Here is a 14,383-nt window from a genome sequence, read left to right on the forward strand (position 1 = left end):
CCACCCGGCCGAGGGCGACCTTCACACGCGTGCCGGCGAGGCACTCGGACGAGCGGAAAAGGACCTGCGTTGAGCGCTGACACCCCGGCCGAAGAGACCACCGTGACCGAGGGCGCCGCCTCCCCGGAGTCGGGGCCCAAGGCCACGTCAGGATCCAGCACCACGGTCAGCAACGACTACGACGCCTCCGCCATCCAGGTGCTGGAGGGCCTCGAGGCGGTGCGCAAGCGCCCCGGCATGTACATCGGCTCGACGGGCCCGCGCGGCCTGCACCACCTGATCTGGGAGATCGTCGACAACTCGGTCGACGAGGCGCTCGCCGGGCACTGCAACCGGATCGTGCTGACGCTGAACAACGACAACTCCGTCACCGTCTCCGACAACGGTCGCGGCATCCCGACCGGCACGGCGCCCGGCCAGGACCTGCCCGCGGTCACCCTCGCGCTGACCGTGCTGCACGCCGGCGGCAAGTTCGGCGGCGGCGGCTACAAGGTCTCCGGCGGTCTGCACGGCGTCGGCGTCTCGGTCGTCAACGCTCTGTCGAGCAACCTGGTGGTCGAGGTCAAGAACCGCGGCCACCTGTGGCGCCAGTCGTTCACGGTCGGCGTGCCCGACGGCGAGCTCGAGCAGGTGCGCCCGCTGGAGGACGGCGAGGAGACCGGCACCCAGGTCACCTGGTGGGCCTCGCCGGAGATCTTCGAGTCCACCGACTACGACCTCGAGACCATCACCACCCGCATCCGCGAGATGGCGTTCCTCAACCGCGGCCTCGAGATCGTCGTACGCGACCACCGCGAGAGCGCGGTCGAGCTCGCCGAGGTCATCGAGGACGGCACCGCCGACAACTCCTCCGCGACCGGCGACGACATCCACGCCGTCGAGGAGGGCGAGGGCGTCGAGCAGGTCTTCAAGTACGACCGTGGCCTGGTCGACTACGTCGAGTACCTCAACCGCCGCAAGGACAAGGCCAACCCGACGATCATCGCCTTCGAGGCCGACTCCGACGGTGGCTTCGGCGCCAAGGGCGACGACCGGCACATGAGCCTCGAGGTCGCGATGCAGTGGAACACGACCTTCTCGGAGTCGGTGCACACCTTCGCCAACACGATCAACACCCACGAGGGCGGCACCCACGAGGAGGGCTTCCGCGCGGCCCTCACCTCCCTGGTCAACAGCTGGGGCGAGGAGTGGGGCCTGATCAAGAAGAAGGAGGACCGGGTCTCCGGGGACGACATCCGTGAGGGCCTGACCGCCATCATCTCGATCAAGCTCGGCGAGCCGCAGTTCGAGGGCCAGACCAAGACCAAGCTCGGCAACACCGAGGCCAAGGGCTTCACCCAGCGGGTCGTCAACGACCAGCTCGGCGCCTGGCTGGAGCAGAACCCCGCCGAGGGCCGCGACATCGTCCGCAAGGCGCAGGCGGCGGCGTCCGCCCGCATCGCGGCCCGCAAGGCCCGCGACCTGGCCCGCAACCGCAAGGGCCTGCTCGGTGGCGGCGGACTTCCCGGCAAGCTCGCCGACTGCCAGTCGACCAACGCGGCCGAGTGCGAGGTCTTCATCGTCGAGGGTGACTCCGCAGGCGGCTCGGCGAAGTCGGGCCGCGACCCGCGCATCCAGGCGATCCTGCCGATCCGCGGCAAGATCCTCAACGTCGAGAAGGCGCGCATCGACAAGGTCCTGGGCAACCAGGAGGTGCAGGCGATCATCTCAGCGCTCGGCACCGGCATCCACGAGGAGTTCGACCTCGAGAAGCTGCGCTACCACAAGGTCGTGCTGATGGCCGACGCCGATGTCGACGGCCACCACATCAACACCCTGCTGCTGACGCTCCTCTTCCGCTTCATGAAGCCGCTCATCGAGCACGGCTACGTCTACATGGCCCAGCCGCCGCTCTACCGTCTGCGGTGGAACAAGCCCCACGAGCACGAGTTCGTCTACTCCGACGCCGAGCGTGACGCGATGATCCGCGAGGGCGAGGCGTCGGGCAAGAAGCTGCCGAAGGACAACCCGGTGCAGCGGTACAAGGGTCTCGGCGAGATGAACGCCGACGAGCTGTGGGAGACCACGATGAACCCCGACCAGCGCCTGATGCTGCGGGTCACCCTGGAAGACGCTGCCCGCGCCGACGAGATCTTCTCGATCCTGATGGGCGAGGACGTCGAGCAGCGCCGCTCCTTCATCCAGCGCAACGCCAAGGACGTCCGATTCCTCGATATCTGAGTGTCTAACTCCTGACCTAGATATCGACAGACGACTTCAGAAAGAGCAATCGTGACTGAGAACAACGGCGACACCGGCGGCATGGACGGGCTCGGCATCGGCGACGCGCGCATCCGCGACATCGACCTGCAGGAGTCGATGAAGGCCTCCTACATCGACTACGCGATGGCGGTCATCGTCGGCCGCGCCCTGCCCGACGTGCGCGACGGCCTCAAGCCGGTGCACCGCCGCGTCCTCTACGCGATGTATGACGGTGGTTACCGCCCCGATCGCGGCTTCTCGAAGTGCTCGCGGGTCGTCGGTGACGTGATGGGTCAGTACCACCCGCACGGCGACACCGCGATCTACGACACCCTCGTCCGCCTCGCGCAGCCCTGGGTCATGCGGGCGCCGCTGATCAACGGCCAGGGCAACTTCGGCTCGCCGGGCAACGACCCCGCGGCCGCCATGCGTTACACCGAGTGCCGCATGGCCCCGTTGGCGCTGGAGATGGTCCGCGACATCGACAAGGACACCGTCGACTTCCAGCCCAACTACGACGGCCGCTCCTCGGAGCCGACGATTCTGCCGGCCCGCTTCCCCAACCTGCTGGTCAACGGTTCGGCCGGCATCGCGGTCGGCATGGCCACCAACATCCCGCCGCACAACCTGCGCGAGGTCGCCGAGGGCGCCACCTGGGCGCTGCAGCACCCCGACGCCACCCGCGAGGAGCTGCAGGACGCGCTGATCGAGCGGATCAAGGGCCCCGACTTCCCGAACGCCGCGCTCATCGTCGGCCGTCAGGGCATCGAGCAGGCCTACCGCACCGGTCGCGGCCCGATCCAGCAGCGCGCCGTGGTGGAGATCGACGAGGACGCCAAGGGACGCACGTGCCTGGTCATCACCGAGCTGCCCTACATGGTCAACCCCGACAACCTGGCGCTCAAGATCGCCGAGCTCGCCGACTCCGGTCGCGTGCAGGGCATCGCCGACGTGCGCGACGACACCTCCTCGCGCACCGGCCAGCGCCTCGTGGTCGTGCTCAAGCGCGACGCGGTGGCCCGCGTGGTGCTCAACAACCTCTTCAAGCACACCGAGCTGCAGACCAACTTCAGCGCCAACATGCTGGCGCTGGTCGACGGTGTGCCGCGCACCCTGACGATCGACCAGTTCATCTCCAACTGGGTCACCCACCAGATCGAGGTCATCGTCCGCAGGACGAAGTACCTGCTGGCCGACGCCGAGAAGCGGGCCCACATCTACCGCGGCCTGGTCAAGGCGCTCGACATGCTCGACGAGGTCATCGCCCTCATCCGCCGCTCCCCCGACGTCGACGACGCCCGTCAGGGCCTGATCGCGCTGCTGGAGATCGACGAGATCCAGGCCAATGCGATCCTCGAGATGCAGCTGCGTCGACTGGCCGCACTGGAGCGCCAGAAGATCATCGACGAGCTGGCCAAGATCGAGCTCGAGATCGCCGACCTGCTCGACATCCTCGGCGACGAGGTGCGCCAGCGCCAGATCATCATCGACGAGCTCGGCGAGATCGTCGACAAGTTCGGCGAGGACAGGCGTACGCAGATCATCGCCGCCGACGGTGACCTCTCCATGGAGGACCTGATCCCCGACGAGGACCTGGTTGTCTCCATCACCCGCGGCGGCTACGCCAAGCGCACGCGCGCCGACCAGTACCGCACGCAGAAGCGCGGCGGCAAGGGCGTACGCGGTGCCACCCTGCGCGGCGACGACGTGGTCGACCACTTCATCTCGACCACCAACCACCACTGGCTACTCTTCTTCACCAGCGCCGGCCGGGTCTACCGCACCAAGGCCTACAACCTGCCGGAGGCCGGGCGTGACGCCAAGGGCGGGCACGTCGCCGGGCTGCTCTCCTTCCAGCCCGACGAGAAGATCGCCCAGGTGCTGGCGATCCGCGACTACGAGCAGGCGCCCTACCTGGTGCTCGCCACCAAGGCCGGCCTGGTCAAGAAGACCCGCCTGGGTGACTACAACAGCCCGCGCCAGGCCGGTGTCATCGCGATCAACTTCCGCAACGAGGGCGACGAGCTGATCGGCGCCGAGCTGGTCAACCCCGAGGACCACATCCTGCTGGTCAGCCGCAAGGGCCAGTCGGTGCGCTTCGAGGCCTCCGACGAGCAGCTGCGTCCGATGGGCCGCAACACCGGCGGCGTGACCGGCATGAAGTTCCGTGACGGCGACTCGCTGCTGTCGATGTCGGTCATCCGGGCCGCGCACGTGGCAGCCGAGGTAGTCGACGGCGACGTCGTGCCCGGCGACGTGGTGACCACCGAGGCCGACGGGTCGGAGACGCTCGAGCAGGCCTCCGAGGTCGGCGAGCTGGCCAAGCAGTTCGTCTTCACGATCACCGACGGAGGCTTCGCCAAGCGGACCCCGATCGAGGAATATCGGGTGCAGTCGCGCGGCGGCATTGGCATCAAGGCCATGAAGCTGGCCGACGAGGCGCGCGGCGAGCTGGTCGGTGGCTTCATCGTGGAGGACGGCGACGAGATCCTCTCGATCACCGCCAACGGCCAGGTCGTACGCTCCCCCATCAACGCCGACTTCCGGCCCACCGGACGCTCGACGATGGGCGTGAAGTTCGTGTCGCCCAAGAAGAACGACTCGGTCGCCGTGGTTGCCCGCTCGGTCGAGGCTCGCAATGATGACGCCGACGACGAGACCGCCACCGAGGCCGGGGACGACAACGAGGTCACCCCGACCGCCGAGGCCGGCGAGCCCGCTGCCGAGACGACTGGGGATGGTTCCTGATGGCGAAGAGCACTGACGCGAGCGCCGAGACCAGCGCCGGGGCGTCGAACCGACCGGGCTTCTCGGCCCGGGTGAAGGACACCCTGGCCAAGGCGGCCAAGGAGCACAACGACACGATGGCGCTCACCGCGACCACCAAGGGGGGCAAGCCGACGCGGCGGGCCCGGCTGCGGCTCGTGCGCGTCGACCCGCTGTCGGTGATGAAGACGTCGTTCCTGTTGTCGGTCGCCTTCGGCGTCGTCACCTTCGTGGCGGTGCTGATCGTGTGGACGATCCTGGGTGCGGCGGGTCTGTGGGACGCGGTCAACGACACCGTCGCGACCGTGATCACCAGCGGCGACCAGGCCTCGACCTTCGACATCCGCGACTACGTGGGCATGGGCCGGGTGCTCGGCTTCACCCTGGTGGTGGCCGTCATCGACGTCATCCTGCTGACCGCGATCGCCACGCTCGGCGCCTACCTCTACAACATGGCCGCGGCCCTGCTCGGTGGGGTCGAGGTCACGCTCGCCGAGGATCGCTGACCCGTTTTGTCGTGACGCAAGGGCGTCGGGTAACGTTTCCCCTCGGTTGCCACTCGTGGCACCCTCGCTCGGCTCCGGTCGAGGGAGGGCCTATAGCTCAGACGGTTAGAGCGCTTCCCTGATAAGGAAGAGGTCACAGGTTCAAGTCCTGTTAGGCCCACCAGTTCTTGCACATCGCCGCCGATGACGAGGGGACACCATGAAGAAGCTCCTTCTGCTGGCCCTCGCCGCCGCCGGAGTTCTCGCCGCGAAGAAGAAGCTCGACGAGAGCAAGGCCGAGCAGGCCGTCTGGGCGAACGCCACCGACCAGGTGGGCAAGGACTGACTGCACGACCCGGCTCTCACGAGCCAGGGGGCCTTGGCGCAATTGGTAGCGCATCTGCTTTGCAAGCAGAGGGTTAGGGGTTCGAGTCCCCTAGGCTCCACTGAGAAACCTGGAGGCTCCACTCCGGGTTTTTCTTCATTTCGGGCCGGCTTCTCCCGGGCGAGTTGTGTGCGCGAACGAGGCCAACACGCCGACGCGGCGGCTGGTCCGTGCACCCAACCGGTCCGCTCAGGCCATCAGCTCGTCCAGCAGCGCCACGGTCCGGCCCACCCCGTCCTCGGCGCGGGCGAGGGCGCCCAGCTCGGCGGCGCGCGCTCGGTAGCCCTCCGCGTGCGGCCCGGAGGTCATCTCGCGCAGCACCTGCGCGAGCCGAGCGCCGGTGAGCCGCTGGATCCGTGGGGCCAGAGGGCCGACGCCGAGGGCGTGCAGGCGGTGGGCGTGGAAGGGCTGGTCGGCGCCGAAGGCCACGGCGGCGCTCGGTACGCCCGCGCGCAGGGCCGTCCCGCTCGTCCCGGCGCCGCCGTGGTGGACCACCGCGCGCATCCGGTCGAAGAGCCAGGGGTGCGGCACCTCCGCGACGGCCAGGACGTCACCGGTCAGCCGCGCGGTGGGTCGGCCGGGGTCGGCGGGCGTCACCACGCGCAACCCCGTCAGACGGGCGGCCTCGGTGACCAGCGCGCGGATCTCGGCCCCGGTCGTACGCGCCATCGACCCGAAGCCCACGAAGACCGGCGCGGCTCCCGCGGCCAAGAAGTCGGCCAGCACCGCGTCCGGCGTGAACGGCTCCTCCGGCAGCACGAGCGCCCCGGTCTGGTGGGTGCCCGGTGGCCAGTCCGCGGCGGGCGGCACCAGCAACGGGCTGGCCGTCACCACGGTCGGGAAGGCGTCACCTCGTGCGGTGGCCTCGCGCAGCCCGGGCACGCGCAGCCCCAGCCGACGGCGTACGTGCACGGCCACGTCACGGCCCAAGGAGGTGGAGATCTGCCAGTTCAACCGGACGCCGAGCCGGTTGAGCGCCTGCACGTCGGTGAACCAGTGGGCGAAGAAGTGGCTCTCGCGCAGCATCGTCGGCACCTGCGCGGTGTGCACCGCCAGCACCGGTCGACAGCCGCGGTCCTCGGCGAGGGCGGTGGCGACGTCTCGGGTCAGGACGCCGGTGACGACCACCTCGCCCGGCGCGGCCGCCCCCAGCACCGCGTCCGCGAACGGGGCGGCCAGCCCCCGCATCCACGAGCGCAGCACCAGCCCCTGGGCAGGGGCGGTGGAGAGCAGTCGCCGTCCGACCCGACCGTGCGCCAGCGCGAGGGCGTCGTCGATGCGGGCGTCGACGCTGACGTACTCCACGTCGTGCGCGGCGGCCAGCGGGGCGTAGTCGGCGAGACCCACCACCCGGGCGCGATGACCTGCGGCGCCCAGACCCACGGCCAGGGCCACCATCGGTTCGACGTCGCCGCGCGACCCCATGGCCAGCAGCAGGTGACTCCGCGGCGTCGACACGCCCCGAAGTCTCCCAGACCGGGCATGATGCTCCTGTGATGACGACCGCCCCCGACGGAGCGCGCTACAGCGTGACCCGGCGGTGGATGCCCTGGCGCCGCAGGGCCAAGGACCTCGACGCCGGACCGGACTTCCCCGGCGGCGACTTCGGGAGCGGGGACGACCTGCTCGGTGTCCTCGTCCTGGTCGTGCTGGTGCTGCTGCTGGTGCCCTTCGTCGCTGCCGCCTTCCTGGTGGCGCTCGAGCTGCTGCTCCTGCTCCTCCTGCTGCCGTTCTACGTGGTCGCCCGGACGCTCTTCGGGGTCTCCTGGGAGATCGAGGTGCGGCTGCGCACGGGTCTGGTCTGGCCGGTCGTGCACACGGAGAAGGTCCACGGCTGGGGCGCGTCGGGCCGACGCATCAACGACCTCGCGACCGCGATCCGCGACGGCGCCGTGACCATGCCGATCGCTCCCCCCGTCGTCGACGCGACGGACTGAACCACGCCGCTGTCCGTCGGTGCCGTGGCGCCACGCAGCCTTTCCGCACGGTTCACCTCGGGTTGGGCGTACGTCCTCCCGACGCTCCTAGCGTGCGGGCGGCGGGTCAGGTCGACCCGCCTTCCAACGTCCAGGAGCAACGCGTGCGTCGTACTGCTGCCGGCATCGCCGGTCTCTCCGTCATCGCAGGAACCCTCTTCGCCGGTGGCGCCATGGCCGGCGTCGTCCCCGACCCGGTCGTCGACGGCCCCGGGCCGGTCTCCCTGAGCCCGCTGGGCAGCTACGAGACCGGGGTCTTCGAGGAGTCCGCCGCCGAGATCGTCGCCTGGCATCTGCAGAGCAAGCGGCTGCTGGTCGTCAACGCGGCCGACGCCACCGTCGAGGTGCTGGACGGGAAGAACCCGCGCAAGCCGCGCAAGCTCTTCAACCTCGACACCGCCGGCGTGAAGTCCGCCGACGGCTCGCGGGTGCCCGACACCGCAGTGGCCAACTCGGTCGCGGTGCGCGCTGACGGACTGGGTGTGGTTGCGGTCGAGGCCAGCCCCAAGACCGACCGCGGCTGGCTGGTCTTCTTCGACGCGAAGAGCAAGGGCAAGAAGCGGGGCAAGGTCTTCGGCGCGGTCCGGGTCGGCGCACAGCCCGACATGGTCACCCTCACCCCAGACGGCACCCGGGCGGTGGTCGCCAACGAGGGCGAGCCGGCCGAGGACTACAGCGTCGACCCACAGGGCTCGATCGCCGTCGTCACGTTGCCCAAGAAGATGAAGGCACCCCGGCAGAAGGCGGTCCGCACGGCCGGCTTCGGGGCGTACGAGGGAGCGAGGCTGCCGAAGGGCGTCCGCATCTTCGGTGGTCGTGAGGACGCCGGCACCGGCACTCCCGCCAAGCCGGTCAGCGAGAACCTCGAGCCCGAGTACGTCGCCGTTGACGCCGCCTCGAAGCGGGCGTACGTGACGCTCCAGGAGGCCAACGCGATCGCCGTCGTCAACCTGCGCAAGGCCAGGGTGACGAAGATCTTCGGCCTCGGCACCGTCGACCAGCGCAAGGTGAAGCTGGACGCTTCCGACCGCGACGGACGGATCAACCGCCGCACCTGGCCGGTGGAGGCCTTCCGCCTGCCCGACGCGATCGCGACCTTCCAGGTCGGCCGGCGCACCTATCTGGTCACCGCCGACGAGGGCGACTCCCGCGACTGGGAGGGCTACTCCGAGGAGGTCCGGGTCAAGGACCTCGGGGAGGACGGCCTGGCGCCGGTGTGCGAGTCGGTCGCTGCCGAGGCGGGCATGAGCGTCGCCGAGCTGCAGGAGGACGAGAACCTCGGGCGCTACAAGATCACCGTGAGCGCCGGGTTGCGCGCCGACGGCTCCTGCTACGACCAGCTCCACGGCTTCGGCGGCCGCGGCTTCTCGATATGGACGCCGCAGGGCAAGCTCGTCTCGTCCAGCAAGGACGGCTTCGAGGCCGTGACCGCCCGGGCGATGCCCGAGAGCTTCAACTCCGACCACGCCGAGACCGAGTTCGACGCCCGCAGCGACGACAAGGGCCCCGAGCCCGAGGGCGTCACCGTCGGCAAGGTCGGCAAGAAGACCTACGTCTTCACCTCCCTGGAGCGGGTGGGCGGCGTCATGATCCACGACGTGACCCGGCCCGCGAAGCCGAAGTTCGTGCGCTACGTCAACAACCGCGACTTCGCGCACTCCGGCGCCGAGGGCCTCGCCTCGGCGGGCGACCTGGGGCCGGAGGGCATCACCTTCGTCCCCCGCAAGGACAGCCCCCTGAAGCGGCCGATGGTCGTCATCGGCAACGAGGTCTCCGGCACCACGACGTTCTTCCGGGTCGACCTGCTCCGTTGACCCGGCCTCCACGACGTCCCCCGGCCGGGGCAGGTCGGGGGACGTCGGCGTTGGTGGCTGCACCCTCGAACGGTTACCTACACTCGGGGTGTGAAGTTCCCCGTCCTGCTGCGTCCGGTGGCGGTGACGGTCCACCTCGTCGCGGTGGCGTTGATCGCGCTGGGCATCACGCTCGGGATGTGGCAGCTGGAGTCGTGGCAGGAGCAGCGCGACGACGGCACCGTCGACCGGAGCGCGCGTGAGCCGGTGGCGTTGTCCGAGGCGCTCGGCCCCGACGATCCGTTTCCGCAGGACGCGGTCTCCCGCCCGGTCACGGTGAGCGGCACCTGGCTGCCCGAGTCCACCCTGTACGTCGAGGGTCGCGCGAGCGGGGACGAGACCGGTTACTGGGTGATGACGCCGTTGGCGGTGACCGACGACGGCGCCGACGCCGCCAGCGCGCCGGCACTCCTGGTCGTACGCGGGTGGGTCGCCGACCTCGAACCGCGCCCCGAGGCCCCGCGGGGTGAGGCGTCGCTGGCGGGTTGGCTGCAGCCCCCGGAGGGCTCCACGGGCCTCGACGACACAGACCGCAGCGACGACGTCATCCCGCAGGTGCGGCTGGCCGACGCCATCCAGCACGTCGACCAGGACCTCTACGGCGGCTTCGCGGTGGTGGACCTCGAGGCCGACAACATCAACGCCGGCACCGACGGCCTCGTGCCCGTCGGCGTCGAGGAGGTGCCGGAGGTCGGCGCGACCACCGGCGTACGGAACCTGCTCTACGGGTTGGAGTGGTGGATCTTCTCCGGCTTCGCGGCCTTCATCTGGCTGCGTTGGTGCCGCGACGAGCTGCTGAGGTCCCGTGCCGAGGAGATTGCCCTCGACGGGTAGCCTCGAGCACGTGAAGAAGGCCCTGACCCGCTACCGCGTGATGGCCTACGCGGTGGGTGTGCTGTTGATCGTGCTCTGCCTCGTGGGCGTGCCGCTCGCCAACTTCGACGGCACCCCGATGTGGGCCGGCGACCGGATCCCGACCCCCAACTGGTTCGACGACGGCAGCCGTCCCGACCAGTTCGGCCACTGGATCACCGGCTTCCTCGGCACCCTGCACGGCTGGCTCTACATGATCTTCCTGGTCTTCGCCTTCTCGTTGGCCCGCAAGGCGGAGTGGTCGATGCCCTTCACGCTCGGCATCCTGGCCGCCGGCACGATCCCGGTCGTCTCCTTCTGGGCCGAGCACAAGGCCACCCAGCGCATCCGGTCCGACCACCCCGAGGAGTTCCGGGCGCCGGAGCCCGCCGGCGTGGGAGTGTGACCCGATGACCCCTGGCGACCCCGGCACCACCGCCTTCGTCCTCGGTGGCGGCGGCCTGCTGGGCGCGGTCGAGGTCGGCATGCTGCGCGCGCTGCTCGAGCGGGGCATCACCCCCGACCTCGTGATCGGCACCAGTGTCGGCGCCCTCAACGGGGCGATGCTCGCCCATGACCCCACCCTGCGCTCGGTCGACCGGATGACCGACCTGTGGCGCGGCAGCGACCTGGCCCGCGAGATCTACGCCGACTCGCCCCTGAAGTCGGTGCGCCGTGCGCTGGCGAGCGGCACCCACCTGGCCAATCCCGCGCCCATCCGACGCCTGCTGGCCGCCGAGCTCGGCCGCGCGACCTTCGCCGACCTGCCGGTGCGCTTCCAGGTCTGTGCCTCCAGCATCGAGCGGTCGGCCGAGCACTGGTTCTCCGAGGGGTCGGTGGTCGACGCGGTGCTGGCGAGCGCGGCCGTGCCCGGCCTGCTGCCGCCGGCGAAGGTGGGCGACGAGCACTACCTCGACGGCGGCATCGTGAACTCGATCCCGCTGGGGCGCGCCGCGGCTCTGGGCGCAACCCGGATCTTCGTGCTGCAGGTCGGCCGGATCGACCGGCCCCTCACCGTGCCGAGCAAGCCGTGGGAGGTCGCCCGGGTCTCCTTCGAGATCGCGCGGCGCCACCGGTTCGTGCGTGAGCTGGCCGAGCTGCCCGACGGCGTCGAGGCCCACGTGCTGCCGGTCGGCGGCACGTCGGCCAAGGACGACTCGATCCTGGCGCACCGTGACTTCGACTCGGTCGAGGACCGCATCGAGGCCACCTACGTGGCGACCACGCTGCACCTGCAGCGCCTCGGCATCGCCTGAGCGTACGCACGACGACGGCGCCCCCGCCGGGTGGCAGGAGCGCCGTCGTGAGGGCGTACGAGCGTCAGCCCTGGGGCTTCTCGCCGCTCGCGTAGCCCTGCGTCGGGGGCACGTCGACGACCTCGGCCGGGTTGTCGGGCGTCGTGACCGCGTGGGGGGCCTCGGCGGCGTCGGCCAGCGCCTCCGCCGGGTCAGCGCCGGCGGAGTCGTCGGGCTCGGCGGCGGGGGCTGCCGGGGTCGCGGCCGCGGGCTTCGGTGCCGCCGGGGCGGGCGGCGTGGGGGTGGCGGGCTGCCACTTCGCCGACTCCTTCTGGGCGGTCAGCTTCTTGGCCACCACGCCCAGGGCACCGACGAGGGCGCCGACGAGCAGGAACTTCTTGAACTTCCCGCCCTTCTTCTTCTTGTCCTCGATGAGGCCGGCAGCGGTCGCCTTCTCCTCGGCGAACTGGTGGGCGTGCTCGGCTGCGTTGGCGGCGACCTCGACCGCCTGCGCGACGAGCTCACTGGCGGCCGCCTTGCCCTGGCCGACGGCCGGACCGGCCTTCTTGGCGCCCTCCTTGGCCAGCGTGGCGGCCTTCTCGGTCGCGGAGTCGACCTGGGGCTTCACCTGGGTGGCGACCTCCTGGGCGACCTCCTGGGCCTTCTCGACAATCGACTTCTGCTTGCGCACACCCATCTCGATCCCTTCCTTCGGTTGGTGACTCCATCTCACCAGACGGGGCAAGCGACCACCAGAGGCGTGCGCGGCCGCACCGGGCCCGCAGCCGGGCGCGTGACAAGATCGGGGTGCACGATTCCGACATCCCGACCGAGAGGCGCCCCATGGCTGACCTGCAGGCCACCCTGAAGACCAACAAGGGTGACATCGTCATCAACCTGTTCCCGAACCACGCTCCCGAGACCGTGGACAACTTCGTCGGTCTGGCCGAGGGCACCAAGGAGTACAAGGACGACGCCGGTCGCTCCGGTGTGCCCTACTACGACGGCCTCGGCTTCCACCGCGTCATCGACAACTTCATGATCCAGGGCGGCTGCCCGCTCGGCACCGGCACCGGTGGCCCGGGCTACACCTTCAAGGACGAGCCGCACCCCGAGCTGGTCTTCGACAAGCCCTACCTGCTCGCGATGGCCAACGCCGGCCCGGGCACCAACGGCTCGCAGTTCTTCGTCACCACCGCCGCGACCCCGTGGTTGAACTTCAAGCACACCATCTTCGGCGAGGTCGCCGACCAGGCCTCGCGCGACGTCGTCGACGCCATCGGCAAGGCCCCCACCGGCCGCATGGACCGTCCGGTCGACGACGTGATCATCGAGAAGGTCGAGATCACCCGCTGATCCAGCACCACCACCCGCGGGGACCGACGATCCAGGAGACCAGGTGAACGACGCACTGCCGCCCTCCGTCGGCCCCTCGACCTCACCGTCCGGGGTGCCCCACTGCTACCGGCACCCCGGGCGTGAGACCTACATCCGCTGCCAACGCTGCGAGCGCCACGTCTGCCCCGAGTGCATGCGCGACGCGGCCGTGGGCTTCCAGTGCCCCGAGTGCGTCGCCCGCGGGGCGAAGGAGACGCGCAGCGGGCGCGCCCTGCTCGGCGGGCGACGCTCGGAGAACCCCCAGGCCACCTCGCTGGGTCTGGCGGGCGTCAACCTCGTGATCTGGGTGGCCGTCCTGGTCACCGGCGGCGCGACGTCGTGGCTCGCCGACCGGCTGATGCTCAGCCCCCTGGGCCGTTGCGTGGTCGGCGACGGCTCCCAGTGGTATCCCAACGTCGACGGCGCCGGCCTCTGCGCCACCCTGCCCGGGGCTTCCTGGCAGTCGGGGCTGGCCGACGGCGCCTGGTGGCAGGTGCTCACCCACGGGTTCGTGCACGTCGACCTGTGGCACCTGGCCCTCAATGCCGTCGGACTGATGATCCTGGGTCCGCCGGTCGAGCAGGCGATGGGCCGGCTGCGCTTCCTGGCGCTCTACCTGCTCGCCACCCTGACGGCGGGCGCGACGATCTTCGTCTTCGCGCCGCCCTACTCCGCGACCCTGGGCGCCTCAGGTGGCGTCTTCGGCCTCATGGGCGCCCTGCTGGTGCTCTCCGTACGCTTCCGCGGCGACGTCCGCGGCCTCGTGACGCTGCTCGTGCTCAACGCCGTGATCACCTTCGCGGTGCCCGGCATCTCCTGGCAAGGCCACCTCGGTGGGTTCGTCGGCGGTGCCCTGGCGGCGGCCGTGCTGGTCTACGCCCCCCGCGGCGAACGTCGTTCTCTGTGGCAGTGGCTCGGCTTCGCCCTCATCGCGGTGGTCGTCCTCGCGGTCTTCGTCGCGCGCGCCCTAGCTCTGCGCTGACCTAGCTCAGTGTTGAGTCAGCCTTGGGCTGACTTATCCACAGGTTGTACCCAGTTGTGGACAACTACACCGGTGTAATTCGTCCACAGCCTCCTCCCCAGGTGTGGAAACCGAAAGCCCCTCACGCACCAACCGAAATGGTCGAGAAAAGGCCGGCGGGTTCTAGGTAGTCACGCAACACCTCGAGGTTCGAGGAGTTGTTGTCGATGGCGTATTCGTTCGAGGTACGTG

13 protein-coding genes and 2 tRNA genes are annotated in these 14,383 nt (G+C 70.0%); 13 read left to right on the forward strand and 2 right to left on the reverse strand.

Going from position 1 to position 14,383, the window contains the following annotated elements:
- Nucleotides 1–69: 69 nt before the first annotated feature.
- The 6 genes from gyrB (at nt 70) to IEQ44_RS15035 (ending at nt 5,938) form a co-directional block, all read left to right on the forward strand.
- Nucleotides 70–2,220, forward strand: a complete 2,151-nt coding sequence (gene gyrB / locus IEQ44_RS15015) for a DNA topoisomerase (ATP-hydrolyzing) subunit B (protein WP_227487563.1) — start codon at nt 70–72, stop codon at nt 2,218–2,220.
- 81 nt (nt 2,221–2,301) lie between these two features.
- Nucleotides 2,302–4,989 (forward strand): DNA gyrase subunit A, encoded by a 2,688-nt coding sequence (gyrA, locus tag IEQ44_RS15020; protein ID WP_193639302.1) that lies wholly within the window; start codon nt 2,302–2,304, stop codon nt 4,987–4,989.
- Nucleotides 4,989–5,513 carry a DUF3566 domain-containing protein gene (locus IEQ44_RS15025; protein WP_193639290.1) on the forward strand — a complete coding sequence of 175 codons (525 nt, stop codon included), beginning with the start codon at nt 4,989–4,991 and terminating at the stop codon, nt 5,511–5,513. The genes gyrA and IEQ44_RS15025 overlap by 1 nt, the downstream gene beginning before the upstream one ends.
- Before the next feature lie 86 nt (nt 5,514–5,599).
- Nucleotides 5,600–5,676, forward strand: a tRNA-Ile gene (locus tag IEQ44_RS15030).
- 36 nt (nt 5,677–5,712) lie between these two features.
- Nucleotides 5,713–5,838 carry a DLW-39 family protein gene (locus tag IEQ44_RS17070; RefSeq protein ID WP_227487564.1) on the forward strand — a complete coding sequence of 42 codons (126 nt, stop codon included), beginning with the start codon at nt 5,713–5,715 and terminating at the stop codon, nt 5,836–5,838.
- A 27-nt stretch (nt 5,839–5,865) separates the two neighbouring features.
- Nucleotides 5,866–5,938 (forward strand) — tRNA-Ala (locus tag IEQ44_RS15035).
- 128 nt (nt 5,939–6,066) lie between these two features.
- On the opposite strand, the gene IEQ44_RS15040 is transcribed toward IEQ44_RS15035, so the two are convergent.
- Complete coding sequence (locus IEQ44_RS15040) at nt 6,067–7,335, reverse strand: glycosyltransferase (protein ID WP_193639291.1); 1,269 nt, start codon at nt 7,333–7,335, stop codon at nt 6,067–6,069.
- Between the two features lie 38 nt (nt 7,336–7,373).
- On the opposite strand from IEQ44_RS15040, the gene IEQ44_RS15045 reads away from it, so the two are divergent.
- From IEQ44_RS15045 to IEQ44_RS15065, 5 genes are all read left to right on the forward strand, one after another.
- Nucleotides 7,374–7,814: a hypothetical protein gene (locus IEQ44_RS15045; protein WP_193639292.1), complete on the forward strand. Its 441-nt coding sequence runs from the start codon at nt 7,374–7,376 to the stop codon at nt 7,812–7,814.
- 92 nt (nt 7,815–7,906) lie between these two features.
- Nucleotides 7,907–9,667, forward strand: coding sequence for a choice-of-anchor I family protein (locus IEQ44_RS15050; RefSeq protein ID WP_319804707.1), 1,761 nt, complete (start codon nt 7,907–7,909; stop codon nt 9,665–9,667).
- A gap of 90 nt (nt 9,668–9,757) precedes the next feature.
- Nucleotides 9,758–10,540, forward strand: coding sequence for an SURF1 family protein (locus IEQ44_RS15055; protein WP_193639293.1), 783 nt, complete (start codon nt 9,758–9,760; stop codon nt 10,538–10,540).
- A 10-nt stretch (nt 10,541–10,550) separates the two neighbouring features.
- Nucleotides 10,551–10,964, forward strand: a complete 414-nt coding sequence (locus IEQ44_RS15060) for a DUF3817 domain-containing protein (protein ID WP_193639294.1) — start codon at nt 10,551–10,553, stop codon at nt 10,962–10,964.
- 4 nt (nt 10,965–10,968) lie between these two features.
- Nucleotides 10,969–11,814, forward strand: a complete 846-nt coding sequence (locus IEQ44_RS15065; RefSeq protein ID WP_193639295.1) for a patatin-like phospholipase family protein — start codon at nt 10,969–10,971, stop codon at nt 11,812–11,814.
- Between the two features lie 64 nt (nt 11,815–11,878).
- Here IEQ44_RS15065 and IEQ44_RS15070 read toward each other — a convergent pair whose 3' ends face one another.
- Nucleotides 11,879–12,490, reverse strand: a complete 612-nt coding sequence (locus IEQ44_RS15070) for a hypothetical protein (RefSeq protein ID WP_193639296.1) — start codon at nt 12,488–12,490, stop codon at nt 11,879–11,881.
- Nucleotides 12,491–12,636: 146 nt separating this feature from the next.
- Here IEQ44_RS15070 and IEQ44_RS15075 point away from each other — a divergent pair, with 146 nt between their 5' ends.
- Nucleotides 12,637–13,149: a peptidylprolyl isomerase gene (locus IEQ44_RS15075; RefSeq protein ID WP_193639297.1), complete on the forward strand. Its 513-nt coding sequence runs from the start codon at nt 12,637–12,639 to the stop codon at nt 13,147–13,149.
- Nucleotides 13,150–13,192: 43 nt separating this feature from the next.
- Nucleotides 13,193–14,152, forward strand: coding sequence for a rhomboid family intramembrane serine protease (locus tag IEQ44_RS15080; protein ID WP_319804708.1), 960 nt, complete (start codon nt 13,193–13,195; stop codon nt 14,150–14,152).
- The last annotated feature ends 231 nt before the right edge of the window (nt 14,153–14,383 follow it).

It is taken from the genome of Nocardioides malaquae, from assembly GCF_015070385.1.
Taxonomy (GTDB): domain Bacteria; phylum Actinomycetota; class Actinomycetes; order Propionibacteriales; family Nocardioidaceae; genus Nocardioides; species Nocardioides malaquae.